Source organism: Paenibacillus sp. FSL M7-0134, from assembly GCF_038007865.1.
Taxonomy (GTDB): Bacteria; Bacillota; Bacilli; order Paenibacillales; family Paenibacillaceae; genus Paenibacillus; species Paenibacillus polymyxa_B.
Genome location: NZ_JBBOXV010000002.1, coordinates 2,231,583 through 2,248,104, shown reverse-complemented (window position 1 = coordinate 2,248,104; position 16,522 = coordinate 2,231,583). Strand labels below are relative to the sequence as shown.

At 46.1% G+C, this 16,522-nt stretch carries 12 protein-coding genes; 4 read left to right on the top strand and 8 right to left on the bottom strand.

Features of this window, described 5'->3' with window-relative positions; translation table 11 throughout:
- Nucleotides 1-33: 33 nt before the first annotated feature.
- From NSQ58_RS25705 to NSQ58_RS25685, 5 genes are all read right to left on the bottom strand, one after another.
- Nucleotides 34-2,061: a S9 family peptidase gene (locus NSQ58_RS25705; RefSeq protein ID WP_341058461.1), complete on the bottom strand. Its 2,028-nt coding sequence runs from the start codon at nt 2,059-2,061 to the stop codon at nt 34-36.
- 216 nt (nt 2,062-2,277) lie between these two features.
- Entirely contained in the window at nt 2,278-3,396 is a 1,119-nt protein-coding gene (locus NSQ58_RS25700) for an LLM class flavin-dependent oxidoreductase (RefSeq protein WP_338533567.1), read from the bottom strand.
- A gap of 57 nt (nt 3,397-3,453) precedes the next feature.
- Nucleotides 3,454-4,002 (bottom strand): GNAT family N-acetyltransferase, encoded by a 549-nt coding sequence (locus NSQ58_RS25695; RefSeq protein WP_023988541.1) that lies wholly within the window; start codon nt 4,000-4,002, stop codon nt 3,454-3,456.
- Between the two features lie 289 nt (nt 4,003-4,291).
- A complete protein-coding gene (locus NSQ58_RS25690) occupies nt 4,292-4,795 on the bottom strand; it encodes a ferritin (protein WP_013310291.1) in 504 nt (167 codons plus the stop codon).
- Between the two features lie 134 nt (nt 4,796-4,929).
- Nucleotides 4,930-7,878, bottom strand: coding sequence for a glycoside hydrolase family 48 protein (locus NSQ58_RS25685; RefSeq protein ID WP_341058574.1), 2,949 nt, complete (start codon nt 7,876-7,878; stop codon nt 4,930-4,932).
- 316 nt (nt 7,879-8,194) lie between these two features.
- Here NSQ58_RS25685 and NSQ58_RS25680 point away from each other — a divergent pair, with 316 nt between their 5' ends.
- Entirely contained in the window at nt 8,195-8,563 is a 369-nt protein-coding gene (locus NSQ58_RS25680; protein ID WP_013310289.1) for a DUF423 domain-containing protein, read from the top strand.
- A gap of 92 nt (nt 8,564-8,655) precedes the next feature.
- Here NSQ58_RS25680 and NSQ58_RS25675 read toward each other — a convergent pair whose 3' ends face one another.
- Entirely contained in the window at nt 8,656-9,510 is an 855-nt protein-coding gene (locus NSQ58_RS25675) for a sugar phosphate isomerase/epimerase family protein (RefSeq protein ID WP_068939447.1), read from the bottom strand.
- Nucleotides 9,511-9,529: 19 nt separating this feature from the next.
- Nucleotides 9,530-10,264, bottom strand: coding sequence for a thioesterase II family protein (locus tag NSQ58_RS25670; protein WP_071558772.1), 735 nt, complete (start codon nt 10,262-10,264; stop codon nt 9,530-9,532).
- Nucleotides 10,265-10,488: 224 nt separating this feature from the next.
- Here NSQ58_RS25670 and NSQ58_RS25665 point away from each other — a divergent pair, with 224 nt between their 5' ends.
- The 3 genes from NSQ58_RS25665 (at nt 10,489) to NSQ58_RS25655 (ending at nt 14,833) form a co-directional block, all read left to right on the top strand.
- On the top strand, nt 10,489-12,924 hold the full coding sequence (locus NSQ58_RS25665) for a GH36-type glycosyl hydrolase domain-containing protein (protein WP_076265422.1): 2,436 nt from the start codon (nt 10,489-10,491) through the stop codon (nt 12,922-12,924).
- Between the two features lie 95 nt (nt 12,925-13,019).
- The gene (locus NSQ58_RS25660; protein ID WP_028541333.1) at nt 13,020-14,144 is read left to right on the top strand and encodes a GGDEF domain-containing protein; all 1,125 of its coding nucleotides are present in this window, start codon (nt 13,020-13,022) and stop codon (nt 14,142-14,144) included.
- A gap of 170 nt (nt 14,145-14,314) precedes the next feature.
- Nucleotides 14,315-14,833, top strand: a complete 519-nt coding sequence (locus NSQ58_RS25655) for an NAD(P)H-dependent oxidoreductase (protein WP_028541334.1) — start codon at nt 14,315-14,317, stop codon at nt 14,831-14,833.
- Between the two features lie 88 nt (nt 14,834-14,921).
- Here NSQ58_RS25655 and ectB read toward each other — a convergent pair whose 3' ends face one another.
- Nucleotides 14,922-16,184 carry a diaminobutyrate--2-oxoglutarate transaminase gene (gene ectB, locus NSQ58_RS25650; RefSeq protein ID WP_023988535.1) on the bottom strand — a complete coding sequence of 421 codons (1,263 nt, stop codon included), beginning with the start codon at nt 16,182-16,184 and terminating at the stop codon, nt 14,922-14,924.
- Nucleotides 16,185-16,522: the final 338 nt, after the last annotated feature.

Genomic DNA, 16,522 nt, shown 5'->3' with positions numbered 1-16,522 from the left:
ACATTTTTACATTAATACAAGAAATCGATTTACTTATAATTCGTGTTGGGCAAACCAATTGGTAATACGTTGCAGTCGTTCCACGCGAAGCTGCGGGTGCCCTTTTCGTGAAAGCTCGTGACTTGAAGCTGGAAAACGGACAAATTGCGTAGGTTTCCCCAAGCGACGTAATGCTGTAAACAGCTGCTCTCCCTGCTCTATAGGACATCGCAGATCCTGCTCCCCGTGTAATATGAGCAGCGGTGTGTTGATTTGCTGCACATAAGCCAGCGGAGATTGCCTCCACAAAAGCTCGCAATCCTCCCACGGATTCCCGCCGACTTCATCTTCAGTAAACGAGTACCCTATGTCACTCACTCCATACATGGACAGCCAGTTAGATATGGAGCGCTGGGTCACAGCTGCGCGGAAACGATCGGTATGGCCGACAATCCAGTTTGTCATAAAGCCACCATAGCTGCCTCCTGTTACACCCAGCCTTTCCGGATGAATGAATGGAAATTGACGTATAGCCTCGTCCACTGCGCTCAGCAGATCGGTGTAATCGCGTCCGCCGTAATCTCCAAGGACGACATTGGTGAAAGACTGTCCATACCCTCGGCTTCCTCCCGGATTCGTGTAGATGACTGTATACCCCTGAGCGGCCAGCAACTGAAATTCATGAAAAAAAGAATTGGAATACATGGCATGAGGACCACCGTGAATCTCCAAAATAGCAGGATAGGATACCCCCTCCTTAAACCCAGCAGGCTTCATCACCCATCCCTGCACCCGTCGTCCATCCTCAACCTCAGTCCAGAAGCTCTCAGGCACACTGATCTCAATCTCATCAAACAGAGAGTCATTCACTCGTGTCAGCCGTTCCTCAGTTCCTGAATGGATCGCAATCCGGAACAAATCGCCTGGTAAAGAAACATCGGTGGAAGCCGCAATGATATGCCGCTCATCCGAAGTAAGCTCGAATTGGTAAATTTCCCGTTCTCCTTGCGTTAAAATTTTAAAAGTCCTATCAAGCGCAAACTGATATACGTGCACATTTCCTTCATGGGTAACCAGCGTATACAGAGATTGGCCGTCCGCACTGAAGCGTGGTGGTCCTACATGAAGATGTGAACGCATGTCGCTCATACCCGCATTACCGAGGTGAGCGTCAAGCGTCTCACTAACGCATACTGCCGTCCCCCCACTGGAAGGAACCGTGTACAGTCGGGTCTGAGTAGCGCCTTTGGCATGTCGATCATGACCGTAAAAGGCAATCGTTGAACCGTCAGGAGAATAAGCAGCACTCTCGATGTGCAGTTCAGAATGGGTCAGCTTAAGCGGTGCTGCTGCATCACCATTTGAAGTTGCAGGAGCTATCGTAAACAAATCATTCTGCTTACGTAAATCCGTATCCTCTTTCGAATGCTCTGCTATTCTGGCGACGAATAAAATACGTTGACCATCCGGTGACCACACAGGCTCCGCCACATCATAAGCGCCGGAAGTCAGTTGAACTGTGTGCCCCGAAGTCACATCAGTTACATACAAGTGATCACGAGTATCATCCCACAGTCCATATCCGTCGGATTTAGCTTTCGTTCGATTAACGACTCGTCCCTTAAGTTGTGCCTCCTGAGTTCCTCCATCGGATGTAGGGCTTGACGGGTTCTCGGCCGTTTTAGCTACAAACGATATGCAAGTCCCATCAGGAGACCAGGCTAATGAACGAACATTGTTCTCTACGTGTGTAAGCTGTCGTGCCTCCCCTCCGCGTTCTGGAATAATCCACACCTGGCGCTTGCCGTCTGTTGTACGGAGAAAAGCTAGTTGTGATCCATCTGGTGACCAGACAGGCGTTTCATCTTTCGGTCCGTATGTAAAGGGTAATGCGCTAGCGCCTTCGGACGATAATAGCCAAATTCCTGAGTTATAATCTGTCCACTCTTTATTAATATACTGTTCTACGTAAGCGATTTCACCACTAATAGGATGAATAGCTGGATCGCTAACCCAGTGAAGTCGATATAAATCCTCGGCTGTTATACAGCGCTTGGTCGTACTAGATTGTGAGTCGCTCAAAAAAATTCCTCCTTTATATCATTAGATTCCACATCTTTAAATTTTAATTAATCCGATTAATTTTATGCGATTTAAATGAATATACAATTACGTTACTCTTTTTATTTATCTCTGTCAATTTGTCTAAAACTAAAAAGACCCTCTCTCAGTCGCTATCGACCCGAAAACACCGCTACTTCGGTTGCTTTCATGAGAGAGGGTAACGTTATTCATCAATCACAATTGGAAAATAGGAGAAATGGAGGGAGCCCCATTAGGAATAGCAGCCAGTGATCCATTTTCTTTGTGTAGGTTCGGCACCTGCTGCCAAATAGTGCTGGGAATCTCTCGCCGCAGCACAGGAATGATATCCTCGGCAAACCGATGCAGCTGTTCAAGCTGCTCCTGCTCTCCCAGCCCATCCACGCTTATGCTGAGTACCTGATGGCCGAACGCAGTATAATAGTTCCGTATTTTTTCGAGAACGCTGTCCGCAGAACCAATCAGAACTGGACCGTTGCGGATGTTATCCTCCAAACTTGTAAACGGGGATTGATTATGCTGAGCCGCCGCCGTCGAGTGGTAAGCATCATAATACGGGCGATAGCGTCTGATCGCTTCCTCGTCTGTATCCGCCAGATACAAGCTCCCGGCTCCGGCACCAATTACAGCCTGAGCCGGGTCATGACCGTAATAAGCGAGCCGTTCACGGTAATGATCAATTAAGCCTTTATACTTGGCCTGAGGATGGAAAGAATTTGAGGAAAATAACGGCTCTCCATATTGTGCAGCCAGCTCCGTCGATAATGTACTGGAGGCACTTCCATGCCATATCGGAATTTGCTGTTGATACGGGCGTGGCTGTGTCGTGACCTGATACAGCGGGGGCCGATAGTTGCCCTTCCACGTAACCTCTTCCTCGCTCCATAGCCGTTTGAGCAGACGATAGCGTTCTGCTAACGATTCCCACTGCTCTTCCTCCGTAATTCCAAACAACGGATAATGGCGTGGATCATTGCCTTTTCCGATAATCAGTTCTAATCTTCCGCCCGATAAATGATCCAATGTCGCATAATCCTCAGCTACGCGTACCGGGTCAAGTATACTAAGCACCGTTACCATCGTCAGCAGACGAATCCGTTCAGTTCTCGCTGCTATAGCGGTCAGAACGAGTGGAGGTGAAGACGACAAAAAAGGCGTACCATGCCGCTCCCCCACACCATACGCATCAAAACCAAGCTCCTCTGCGAGCACAGCCTGCTTAATTACATTTTGGAATTTTTGCTGCGAACTCCAGGCTTCTCCGGTAATCGCATTAGGCAGATTAGCCATTAGGCTGAACAATACAAACTTCATTCGCTCCTGCCCCCCTTCTGCGAACGAATCGGCTTCGTCCGTTCCCTATAGTCGCGTCTAATTTCGGTTAGCTGTCTCAGCTTCATTTTTTTCACGAATGTAGGTGGAGAATAATTCAGGATTCACCACTTTACGCAGTAAATGCATCGTCCCGTCCCCTGTTCCATGGTCAAAAGCATGGATACGTTCATACCCCCAACGCTCGTACATGGATAGCAAATAGGGATGCTTTTCCGCAGTCGCCAGTGTCACAGCAGGAGCACCGACCTTGTCACGAATAATCGTTTGCTCTACCCAATTCAGCAGTTTTTTCCCATATCCTTTGCCCTGGGCAGCCGGGTCTACAGCAAACCACATCACAAACGGTAGATCGGTTATAAAATTAAGGGCTCTATTTTTGAGATGGCTAACGGTAGCCTGAATGACACCGTCTACTTCCAGCACATAGCAATCATTATTTTTAATGTTTTCTTGAATGAGAGCAACATCTGCCTGAGCGGCAGGCCATCGAAGCTCCAACTGCCGAATTGTTTCATACGCCTCATACGTCACATACTGCAATCTTTCTGCATCCTCTTGGAGTGCCAGACGATAGATTTCACTCATACTAACCCGCCTCCCTATAGTGTTATTATAATGCTCGTGAATCATCAAAATAATTAATCCTATCTACTTAATGAGATATAAAAGTTAACATAACTGTAGCATGCTCACCATCCAGCGACAAATTAATTTTTTCTATAACTTCATTTAAAATAACAATAGCCCCTAGAAAGATGGGAATTCGTTAATTAAAGTCAACGCAAAAAAGCCCGAAAATCGGGCTTTTTTACTTTCTAGACGAATAAAATGCTGGCCATATCTCCGGCATTCAAAACACACCATGTATGCTGTATTACTCCGCAGGGGCAGTAAAGCTGCGTTTGGCAAACTCGCTGTCCAGCATATAAAAGGCGTTGCTGTCTCTTTCAATGCGCTTAAGCTTCTGGATAACACTGTCGAACAGAGCTTCCTCTTCGACTTGCTCATCAATAAACCATTTCAGGAAATGGATCGTTGCATGCTCGCGTCCATCGAGGGCCAAGTCAGCCAGATGATAAAATTTTTGCGTGTTTTGCTGCTCATGCTTGTAGCCATGCTCAAATACGTCCAGCATGGAATCGTAGCTGTTTTTTGGCTCCGGCAATGCAGCCAATGTGGCGCGTCCTCTACGGTCATTAATGTATTTATACAGTTTCATGGCATGAAACCGTTCCTCCTCAGCTTGTACCAGGAAGAAGTTTGCAAACCCATCCAGACTTTCACTGGAGCAATAAGCAGCCATCGCCAGATATACGTGAGCGGAGTAAAATTCAAAGTTCATTTGCTCATTCAGAGCCTGTGCCAAATTGTCATTCATGTCTCAGGTCACCTCGGTCATGTATGTAATAATGTAACGATCATAGTGTACCACGAATCCGATCACAAAAAAACGGACGGAAGTGAATTAAATGATCTCACATTCCGCCCGTAATCTCTACAATTAGTTTACAATCAAGGCTCCAGACCCCAGACACGTTTGTCATTTATATACAATGGTGCTTTGCCCCAATCCGTATAAGATGTCTTGGTTGGATCATAGGAAAAATCATCACTTTCGTTATAGTTGCTCCAGTCCGTCTTGTTCATGCGAATCTGAATGTCCCCTGTGTTTTCCCCTGCTGCCAGACTTCCCGCACCAGCTCCAAAGGAGATTTCCAGATAATAATCTGCGCCTGTAACGGCCTTATCCAGTTTCACAAAACGTCCCTGAACGTTACTACTGCCCAACTGTGCATAGTCACAATGGAATTCCTGTGACTTGTCGCCATCTACGGTGTAGTAGTATCGCAGCTTGACATTTTTCAGATCAACTGCCTCTTTACCCTTGTTTACAACACGGAACAGTGGCCGAATCTGGTTATCTCCCGGGTTGGTGTCGCCCACGCGGTATTGGGCAATCACATCTCCCGTTGCTGGAATGGGTGCTGCCGTAGGCTTGGCACTGACCTCGGCAGAATCCGGGCTGGTTCCTAAAGAATTTGTTGCACTTGCCACATAATAATAAGTGGTTTCATTCACCACTCCTGTATCCTTGTAAGTGCTGTCTGTTACTGTTGCTACTGTAGTATATGGGCCACCACTGGTTGTGGAGCGCTTGACCGTATAGCTATCGGCACCCGTCGCTTTGCTCCAGGTCAGTGTAACCTGAGCATCCCCTGCGTTTGCCTTCACATTTGCCGGAGCTTTGGGAGCTGTAGGCTCGGTTGGTCCACTACCGTTAATGAGACGGTCATACTCGGCATAAGCCGTTGCCATATCAACTTGGGACCAGAAACGGTGATACGTAAATTCTGGAGCGCCTTTATCCCATTTTTTGGTCTGCTTGTTCCATGAAGTCGTGTATTTATCTTTAAGATAGGACCATTGCGGATCTTTGGTGATATTAGGGCGGATATCGCTGTAGCTGGAATACGTACCATTACCACCTTTAGACGGATCAGACGGTGTAGCGTCGGTGCCAGGGATCGTGTTGCCTTGCCCAGTCTTACCACTCCAGCCGCTCGGGATATACACTTCTTTGGTAAAATAACGATAATAATCTTCGCGCGCTTCCTTCGTTGTAATGCCTATACCATCGTTATAACCCCATGCAGCATCAAGCAAAGCTTTAGACAGATCCTTAGCTTCCTTGCCTAACTCGGAATAGTCTCCTTTTTCAGCTTTCGTTCCAGCAGCAAAGAAAGTAAGTGCTTTAACATAGCTGCCCAGCACTCCGGCATCCTGCCCCGGATTCTTTGTTACCACATGGAGATTGGTATTCCCTTTATGATTGGCAAATCCGCTCCAGGTTTCAGGCTTTCCGCTCCATTCCAGATTGCTCGGTAGCCAGAACTCACCTTTAGCCACTGTAGTAGCCACTTTCGGATTCTTGCCACCCAGAATACGCTTACCTTGAGCGTCCAAATAGTATCCCTGTGCATCAGTCACAGGCCGTTCGTTGGCAAATACATAGCTCTTGGACCACGCTATCCAGTTTTCCGTCACTTGTTTAGCCATTTTAAACTGCTCGGACGAAGTATCCCCTTTCTTGGCTAAAATGTAGTACAGCTCGGCAACCCGCTCGACAGGCCAAGCCTGCATCCCGAACCAGTTGTTCGACGGTGGATCGTTATATACAGGAGCCCCTGTATAAGCCATGCCATAAAAGGTACTTGTGCCAGATGGATAAGCCTTGTAGGCACCATCCCAGCTATTCGTCGCTCCACCTGCAATGGCCCCCTCATCGGATTGCAGCCAAGTATAAAACTCCAGTTGGCGCTTCAGCGAGGTCGCCCAGTCCTGTCCCGCCGTTGGTGAATTCGGTATTAATCCACCATCTTGATCGGACAACGCATACGCTGCGACGACATTTTGGTAGCCCTGATGTGCATGGCTGGCACCAATACGCCAAGCCCAGTTGCCGCTTTGGCCAAGTCCGCCGCCCCAGGCTGTATACCATGCCATCAGATAAAGACTGGCATCCTTGCCCGTACCAGCAATTGGACTTCCATTGGAAGCGCTTCCGGTTTTCTGGAAGTATTTATCGTACATGCCGTAACGCAAAAAGTCTCCCATCTTTTTGGCTTTATCCAAATATACGGAGTTGTCATATCCTAATTCCTTAGCCCAGTACATTGCTTGAACTGCCCGTGCATCTGCATCGGTGGCATTCGTGTAACGCCATTGCTGTGCAGGGGCATTATTTTCCTTGGTAAACAAGCTCATAAAGCCTTCATTAGGCTTGCCAAACTTTTGATTGTCTTGCGATGGGTGTGGTACAGCCTCCCAGACCGATTCCTGTTCCCCGCGCTGGAAGGTGTTTACATAGGCTGCTGTATGCGACGGATTCAGAAGATTTCCGAAGCCGTACCAATTATCCACGTCCAACAACCAGTGCATCAGATAAGTCTGGTTGTTGCCATAGGTTGCCTTCAGCTCAGAGTCCAGTGGATCCTTGCCACCACCATACTGTCCACTCAGACGGCTTGGGTATTGATCCGGCTGTGAGTATTCTGCGGCATAGGTGGCGGGGCTGTTCGGGTTGTAGTTACTCATTGTCGGCTGCTCTTCCTTACCGTCGCCTTCATTAACAGGAATGATATATTTCTCCATGTTGTCCCATGCGGATTCCAAATGCCCCCAATCCCCGGTATAATGACCATACAGCACTTCCAGCCACATCCAGTAGCTGTACGCTTCCGAAGTCGTTAAGTGTCCGTAATCTGGAGCCTCGCTCATAAGCGTTTCAACGGAATGATAAGGGATGCCTTCTTTTGAAAAGTATCCGCTAGCCGGATCCTTCAGCTGTTTATACAATTGTAAAAAGCGTGTCGATTCCGGTGTTGCGGCTGATGCACGGTCGGGTCCTGCCTGAAATAAGCCCAAGGTTAACGGAAGTACCAAAATGGCTGACATGACCATAGAGACAGATTTCCTGAACACTGATTTTCTGCTGATCACTTTTGCATTCATCCTCTCCATTATCAATTTTGGCTTTACACAAGATTTTATTCCGAAAAACGACAGCACAAAAAGACAGCATCATCACCTCACTTTCCCATAAAAAAGGTGGAGGACACGCTGTCTATTGCTCCAAATGCTTCGCATTGGCCCTGGAAAAAATATACCACACTAGGCGCCAAATGAGAGTCGAAAAATTCTATAAGTTTAGAGATTCACAAGGAAAATTGACGAAATCGATTGGAATCGGTACTATTTCACAGGGAGGCGTTAAAACATGAAAATTTTGCTATTGCTTGGTTGTATCGTGATGTTTTTAGCCGTAGCTCTGGGAGCGTTCGGCGCACACGCATTGAAAAAGAGACTTTCCGTAGACATGATGAGCATATTCCAGACAGGAATTCAATATCAAATCGCTCACGGACTGGGTTTGCTGCTGCTTGGAGTTCTTGCTGACAGCCTTGTCCATTCTTCTCTCATCGTTACCGCAGGCTGGGTTATGCTGGTGGGTATTCTCCTGTTCTCCGGCAGTCTGTATGCCCTTAGTATATCCGGTGTGAAAAAGCTTGGGGCAATCACCCCCATTGGCGGGTTGGCTTTTTTGGCAAGCTGGGTCATTGTGATCGTGGCGGTTGTGCAAGGTTAAACAAGGATAAAGGAACAGAGACTTGGAAAAGGAGGCGCTTCCAAGTCTCTCGAATTATTGACGTAGCATTCCTGAGTATATGAAAGAATACATTATTTCGTCTGCACTTGTTGCGCCTTCTGAGCGGCTATCCGATGACCTTCGATATAACGTCTGGATTCTGCCATCTCATGCTCCTGAGCAGCTTCCATAATAATATGAACCCCCGGCTTGTACTGCTCCAGCAGTTCCATGTAGAGGGCATAGTTCATGTCACCAAAACCTGGCGGCACCGTCTCAATTTCACCTGACGATGACAACCGCCGGTCTTTGGCATGTGCTGCGATAATCCGAGGGCCCAGCAGTTGGAAAGCTTCGCGGATGATCTCATCCTGCTGCGCCAGATTTTCCGTTTTCAGCAGATTACCAGGATCAATCACAACACCGATGTGTGAAGAAGGTACTTCCTCCAGAAAGGCAGCCAACTCTACGGCAGTTCCGACCAAGTGATCGTTTGCAGCTTCCAATCCTACGAATACGCCCCACTTCTCCGCTTCATCTGCTAATTCACGCACTACTTCCCTTACAACTCTCCAGTCACGTTCCGTATAGGCGGTACCATCCTCATTACGTCCGACTTCGGCTGCAACCATTGGTGCTCCTAACAGACCCGCATATCGTATCAGCTCTTTGAAGCGCTCTACATTTTCACGCAGCAATTCCTCATCCTGTATAAAAAAATGTAAATAGCACCCGAGCACCGATATGGATACACCATGCTTACGAAATTCTTCTGCGATAGACAGTGCCAATCCCGGATTGAACTTACCCGGTTTATTAAAATCCACATCACTGATCGCTCTCCACGGAGCCAGCTGAACATGAGTAAAGCCCGCTGCGCCTACCTTTGCAGCCAATTCACGATAAGGCAACTTGCCAAACAAATGTGCCAATACACCTACTGTCACTAAAAATCACCTCTTATTTTTATTGTTGTATGCTACTTGTTACCGTACTCTGCTCCAAGGTCTCATTGATGATGTGCGTAATCCGTTCCACTTCATCATGAATAAAAAAGTGTCCTCCCTCAAAGGTAAACATACGAAATTGCTGATCCGTATGGTGTGCCCATGCCTCCGCATCTTGTAAGGTCACCGTGTTATCGGTCATTCCTGTCAAAGCGGTGATAGGACAATGTAAAGGTGCGGCTTTAGCCATGTACCTATACAACTCGACAGCTTTGAAATCCGCTCTTAACACCGGCATAAAATAGTCGTATAATTCCCGATTGTCAAAAATCGCTTCCGAAAGCTGACCGTACCGCTGCAAATGCGTCCTGAACTGATCTGCGGGCAGATCGTGTAACCACGGGGAATTTCTTGGGACATGCGGTGCCCGTCCACCCGAAACGAACAGATGAGCAGGCTTGCCATATCCACCGTCCACCAGCTTGTAGTACAGCTCGAATGAGATCATCGTCCCCATACTGTGGCCGTATATGGCATAAGGATCGCCGGGGGCTATCTCTTCGCTGATCTTGTGCAACAGATCCTCGCTCATCTCCTCAATGCTTTCCTTTAGCGGTTCCCCAGAACGAATACCTCTGCCCGCTAATTCCAGTGGAACAAGCTTGATCTGCGGAAGCAGCAACTTTTTCCATTTGAAGCTGACCGACGCCGATCCGCCTGCATACGGGATGAAAAATAATGTGATAGGTGCCATTCTTGCAACCTCCTGCCTTGCTAAGTTCTAACTTTTTCATTTTAGCATAAAAAGGTATATTTACCCATTTCAAATATTTTGCAAATTCCAGAAGATAGGTTGAGAAAATCAAGCACATTTTATATAAGGCAGGAAATGTCTTTCTAAAGAAAGAACGGCTTTATGTTTGAATATAATCATGTGTTGGGTCTTTTATTTTTTCAAATCGAAAGGAGTTCTGCGCCATGAAGTACGGTTTTTTCGATGATGTCAATCAAGAATATATCATCCACACCCCTCAAACCCCTTATCCCTGGATTAATTATTTAGGTAATGAACGATTTTTTGGACTAATCTCCAATACAAGTGGCGGCTATGCATTTTACCGGGATGCTCGCTTACGTCGCTTAACACGTTACCGGTACAACAATATTCCTGTCGATAACGGTGGTCGATATTTTTATATTTATGATGATGGGGATTATTGGACTCCAGGTTGGATGCCAGTCAAACGGGAGCTGGAGCAGTATGAATGTCGCCATGGACTTGGCTATACCTCAATTATGGGAGAACGCAGCGGTATTCGGGCCACCCAGCTGGCTTTTGTGCCCCTTTCCTTTGACGGCGAGGTCCATCAGGTAAAGCTTCAGAACACATCGTTACAAACCAAAAAGATCAAACTCTTTTCATTCGTGGAATTTTGTCTGTGGAACGCCTATGACGATATGACCAATTATCAGCGCAACTTGAACACCGGCGAGGTTGAAATACAAGACTCTGTCATTTATCACAAAACGGAATACCGTGAACGTCGCAATCACTATGCTTTTTTCTCTGCTAATCGTCCGCTAGCGGGTTATGATACAGACCGTGAAGCTTTTCTGGGGCTCTACAACGGATTAGATCAGCCTCAAACGGTCGCCGCTGGGCAAGCCTCGAACTCTATTGCCAGCGGATGGTCCCCTGTCGGATCACATTGCATTGAGGTAACGCTGGAGCCAGGCGAAGAAACAAGCTGTAACTTTATACTCGGTTATGTGGAAAATCCCGAGGAAGAAAAATGGGAGTCGCCCGGTGTTATTAATAAAAAACAAGCACATGCCATGATTAAGCAGTTTGCGGATGAAGCTGATGTAGAACGAGCGTTGAGTGAGCTGCGGACCTATTGGAATAATCTGCTGTCCAAGTATACCCTTCAAAGCCACGACGACAAGCTGAACCGAATGGTAAACATATGGAACCCTTATCAGTGTATGGTTACGTTCAATATGTCGCGTTCCGCCTCGTATTTTGAATCTGGTATCGGGCGTGGAATGGGCTTCCGGGATTCGAATCAGGACTTGCTCGGCTTCGTCCACCAAATACCGGAGCGGGCAAGAGAACGGATTATCGACATCGCCTCTACTCAATTTGAAAACGGCGGAGCTTATCATCAGTACCAACCGTTAACCAAAAAAGGAAATCACGAGGTTGGCGGTGGCTTTAACGACGATCCGTTGTGGCTTATTGTCGGTACCGCAGCGTACATCAAAGAAACGGGAGACTTTGGCATACTGGATGAACAAGTGCCCTTTGACGGAAATGTAGAGCGTACGGCTACGCTGTTTGAACATTTGAAGCGTTCTTTTTACCACGTTGTGGGTAATCTGGGCCCGCATGGTCTTCCACTCATTGGCCGGGCTGACTGGAACGACTGTCTGAATCTCAACTGTTTTTCTGCTACACCAGATGAGTCCTATCAGACAACTCAGAATCTGGAGGGTCGAATAGCCGAATCCGTGTTCATCGCCGGACTATTTGTATATACGGGACCGGATTTTATTGAGCTTTGCAAGCGCAGAGGACTGGATGAAGAAGCAGCAACCGCTCAGGCATATGTGGATCGTATGCGAACAGCCACATTGGAGCATGGTTTTGACGGGGAATGGTTCTTACGTGCTTATGACCATTATGGAGACAAAATAGGGAGCAAGGATTGTGAGGAAGGCCAAATTTTCATTGAACCTCAAGGCTTCTGTGTCATGGCAGGAATTGGTGTTGAAGAAGGTCTAGCTCAAAAAGCTCTCGATTCTACACGTGATCGGTTAGAAACTCCCTACGGCATTGTGCTGCAAAATCCACCGTATTCTCGCTACTACATCAATCTGGGCGAAATCTCATCTTACCCTCCCGGTTATAAGGAAAATGCCGGTATTTTCTGTCACAATAACCCGTGGATTATGATGGCGGAAGCCGGAATAGGACGTGGGGATCGCGCTTTCGAGCTGTATAGCAAAATCGCGCCTGCCTATCTGGAGGACATCAGCGACATTCACCGCACTGAGCCGTATGTGTACGCTCAAATGATTGCGGGCAAGGATGCTGTTCATGCAGGCGAAGCCAAAAATTCCTGGCTGACGGGTACAGCGGCATGGAACTTTATAGCTATTACTCAATCCATTCTCGGTATTCAGCCCGAATGGGATGGTCTGCGTATTGATCCGTGCATTCCTACAGCCTGGGACGAATTCACAGTCACCCGTGTCTTCCGCGGTGATACCTACGTGATTCATATCACGAATCCACAGCATGTCTCCAAGGGTGTAGTCACAGTTACCTTAGATGGCACCGTCCTTACGAATAATATTCTGCCGGTTGCAGGGGACGGGGCTATCCACCAAGTAAAAGTGTTGCTAGGCTAACAAGTTCATGGCCTTCAAAAAAATTAGCTTCAACTTCATCACATAGTATCTTATAATACGAGAATGGCTAAAGATACATTAAGTGTGGTGACATCATGAACAAGACAAAACGGCTTACTCAAACCATGGATTACAAAACAAAGCAAGCCCGCTGGGTACGCAAAATGTTATTACTGTATTGGATGATTATAGCTGTACATTTTATCGTCCAGCTGGGCAGCTACTTATTTCTTGATTACCACGCTTCGCCTTATGAATTTTACGTCGGAACCCTTATTGTTCCCACGCTAATCATGAGTGGTTCCAACTTACTGGCAGAGTTGGCTCATTTTAAATTTAACAGGTATTCTTTTGTGATCCTGTTTATGGCAAGTACCGTCATTTGCTGGATGATTATTCGCCTAAACTATGATATCCGGATTATTACAGCGTTGTGCTTGTTGCCTATTTTCTCTTCTATCCTGTTCTTCAATCGCCGCTTAATATGGCTTTCCTTTGTATTACAAGTAGTCGTCTTTTTTCTGTTGCTGGCAGTGGATGCATCATTTCGTACCTATTTGTCAGACTTTGATATCGTGGCGATTCCAACCTTTTTGATTATGTCCACCTTTATTGCTCTCATTATTCAGGCCAGCGGCCGCGATTTGTTAGTGGATTTGTATAAAACAAAGCGCGCGCAACAGGAATTAATGATCAGTAACGCGATTATCAGCAAAATGTCAATGACTGATGGTTTGACAAAGCTGTACAATCATTTGTCCTTTCAAAACTTTTATGAAAAAGCACTCGAATATGCCGAACAAGGCGCGATCATCCATCTGGCGTTAGTGGATATTGATAATTTCAAGAAGATCAATGATACTTACGGACACCAGTTCGGAGATAAAATTTTGGAAGGCATCTCGCAAATCATTACAGAACAGATTACCGCAAATGACATTCCGGCTCGCTATGGCGGTGAGGAATTTGCTATTTTGATGTTCGAGCATACTTTCGAAGAAGCTTATCAGATCGTCGAAAACATCCGTCGTGAAGTGGAGAAAATGACCTTTCAGGAGAAATTGCAACTCGTTTCTGTAACCGTAAGCATTGGACTGAAAAGCTATACAGAGGAAATGAACAAAGATAAAGATGTATTTTTTCAGCAAGCAGATGACTATCTGTATCAAGCTAAGCGCTCCGGGAAAAACAAAATTGTTGCTCTTAATCATATCGCTTAATGTAAAAACACTTCATTTGATGAGACTCCGGCATGAGCTTGCCGGAGTCTTTTGAATATAGAACTTAAAATGTAATAGAGTTGACAATTCCATAAGTTGAAACTAAAATAGTTACATATGTATTGGTTATTTACTAACAATAAATAAGTTCGAAGGAGATGGTTTTTTAAATGTCAACCCTCGTTATTGTCGTTCACCCTGATCTTGCGGAATCTCGCATTAACAAAAGATGGGTGCAAGAACTCAAGAAACAATCCGGCGTGACCGTTCACAACCTGTATGAAGTATATCCTGATGAGCAAATCAATGTCGCCCAGGAGCAGGAACTGCTAGAGCAGCATGACCGTATCGTTCTGCAATTCCCTTTTTACTGGTACAGCACTCCTTCCCTACTGAAAAAATGGCTGGATAAGGTTCTAACCTACGGCTGGGCTTATGGAAGCGAAGGTGGCAAGCTACAGGGCAAAGAGTTGTTGATCGCCTTGTCTGCTGCCAGCGTTGAGGAAAATTACCAACATGACGGACGGAACAGGTATACGATCGAAGAGCTGTTGAGACCTCTGGAAGCTACAGGCCATATGATTGGTGTCAAATTGCTCCCTTATTTCGTACAATATGGTGCTGCAGTTTTGACCGATGAGCAACTAGAGCAATCCGCACAAAAATACGCGCAAACGGTTATTTCTTAATTTTTTACTAGAAAGCCCCTTGGACGGCGCCTGCCATACCTGCTTTACAGCAGACGGCAGCTCCAGCCAAGGGGCTTTACTGATCGATTTACATCGTAACCAACGTACTGGTTACCTGTGCCATACTTTCTTTAATAATGTCGCAGCCCTTACGCAAGTTTTCCAAGCTTATCGTTAACGCTGGCATGATTTTAATTACCGTATCGTTACGCCCAGCACGTTCAATAATGAGTCCCCTACTAAAGCAGAGAGTCGCTACCTCCTTGGCGAACGCTTCTCCCAGATGGGATACATCAATTCCCCAGATTAGTCCCATGCCGCGAATTTCAATTAGAGGATCTATCGATTGGATATGTTCACGCAAGAACTGCTGAACAAAAGCCTCTTTTTCCTTCACTTGTGCTTCCAGCTCTACCGTATCTCTGAACTCCAGCGCAGCCTTTGCCCCGACAAAAGCAAGCTGATTTCCACGGAAGGTGCCGTTATGCTCACCTGGACTCCATATATCCAATTCTGGCTTGAGTAGCAACAGAGACATTGGCAAACCGTATCCACTGATCGATTTGGACAAAACAACCATATCAGGAACAATTCCCGCCCGCTCGAATGAGAAGAACGAACCAACTCGACCGCAACCGACTTGAATATCGTCAACAATGAGCAAAATATCATGGTCATCGCACAGCTGTCGCAAATCACGCAGCCATTCGGTATCTGCAATATGAATACCGCCTTCAGCCTGTACCGTTTCCAAAATGATCGCGGCAGGCTTTTCCACACCCGAGTGGGTGTCTGTTAAAAGCTGCTCCATATACAAAATGGTATCCATTCCGTTAAATGTGCTGTTATAAGGTATGAAGGTAACATTGTTCAGGGGAACCCCTGCGCTCTCTCGCATGGAGTTGTTGCTGGTAATAGATAAACTACCCAGCGACATTCCGTGGAACGCGCCCATAAAAGCGAAAATACCATTTCTGTTTTTCACCTTGCGTGCAAGTTTCAGTGCTGCTTCCACCGCATTGGTTCCGGTCGGTCCGCAAAATTGCAGCTTATAATTCAAGCCCTTGGGCTGGAGAATACGCTCTGAAAAAGACTCAATAAACTCTTGCTTAGCTGTCGTGTACATATCCAGACCATGCATAATCCGATCGGAACTTAAATAATCCAATATCCGGTTTTTCATAAAATCATTATTATGCCCATAGTTCAAAGCCCCTGCCCCAGCAAAAAAGTCAATATAACCCTTGCCTGCCTCCGTGTACAGTACATCGTTTTTAGCTTTGTTGAAAACAACTGGAAAACTTCTGCAATAGGATCTTACATTGGACTCCAGCGCTTCGAATGTGTTCATGATCTCTCGTCCTCCCGCTGACCTGATTTTAAAAAATACAAGCATGGAAAGCAAAAAAAATGTAAATATGTAATCTAAATGAGTAGACAGTCTGAATTCACACTGGGATATCCACACCAAAGAATCATAAGTATGATCACAAGAACAATTAAAGTACGAAAATTAAATACAGAGATAGCACATGAGAGTATGTTAGTAGAAGATTAAATAGTGGGTTTTTCTAAGAGGCCTATCAGAGGATGTCAACTCCTATGTAATAAAATACCATAATTTTCATTTAAGTCAATGCATGTTTCTGATGTGTTTTGTTAAATTTTTGTAATTTATCATCAATGGCT

Coding starts and splice junctions, on each gene's coding strand:
- NSQ58_RS25660 (WP_028541333.1), top strand. CDS start 13,020: ATGAACAAGACAAAACGGCTTACTCAAACCATGGATTACAAAACAAAG.
- NSQ58_RS25690 (WP_013310291.1), bottom strand. CDS start 4,795: ATGAATGACAATTTGGCACAGGCTCTGAATGAGCAAATGAACTTTGAA.
- NSQ58_RS25685 (WP_341058574.1), bottom strand. CDS start 7,878: ATGGTCATGTCAGCCATTTTGGTACTTCCGTTAACCTTGGGCTTATTT.
- NSQ58_RS25695 (WP_023988541.1), bottom strand. CDS start 4,002: ATGAGTGAAATCTATCGTCTGGCACTCCAAGAGGATGCAGAAAGATTG.
- NSQ58_RS25655 (WP_028541334.1), top strand. CDS start 14,315: ATGTCAACCCTCGTTATTGTCGTTCACCCTGATCTTGCGGAATCTCGC.
- NSQ58_RS25680 (WP_013310289.1), top strand. CDS start 8,195: ATGAAAATTTTGCTATTGCTTGGTTGTATCGTGATGTTTTTAGCCGTA.
- NSQ58_RS25670 (WP_071558772.1), bottom strand. CDS start 10,264: ATGGCACCTATCACATTATTTTTCATCCCGTATGCAGGCGGATCGGCG.
- NSQ58_RS25700 (WP_338533567.1), bottom strand. CDS start 3,396: ATGAAGTTTGTATTGTTCAGCCTAATGGCTAATCTGCCTAATGCGATT.
- ectB (WP_023988535.1), bottom strand. CDS start 16,184: ATGAACACATTCGAAGCGCTGGAGTCCAATGTAAGATCCTATTGCAGA.
- NSQ58_RS25665 (WP_076265422.1), top strand. CDS start 10,489: ATGAAGTACGGTTTTTTCGATGATGTCAATCAAGAATATATCATCCAC.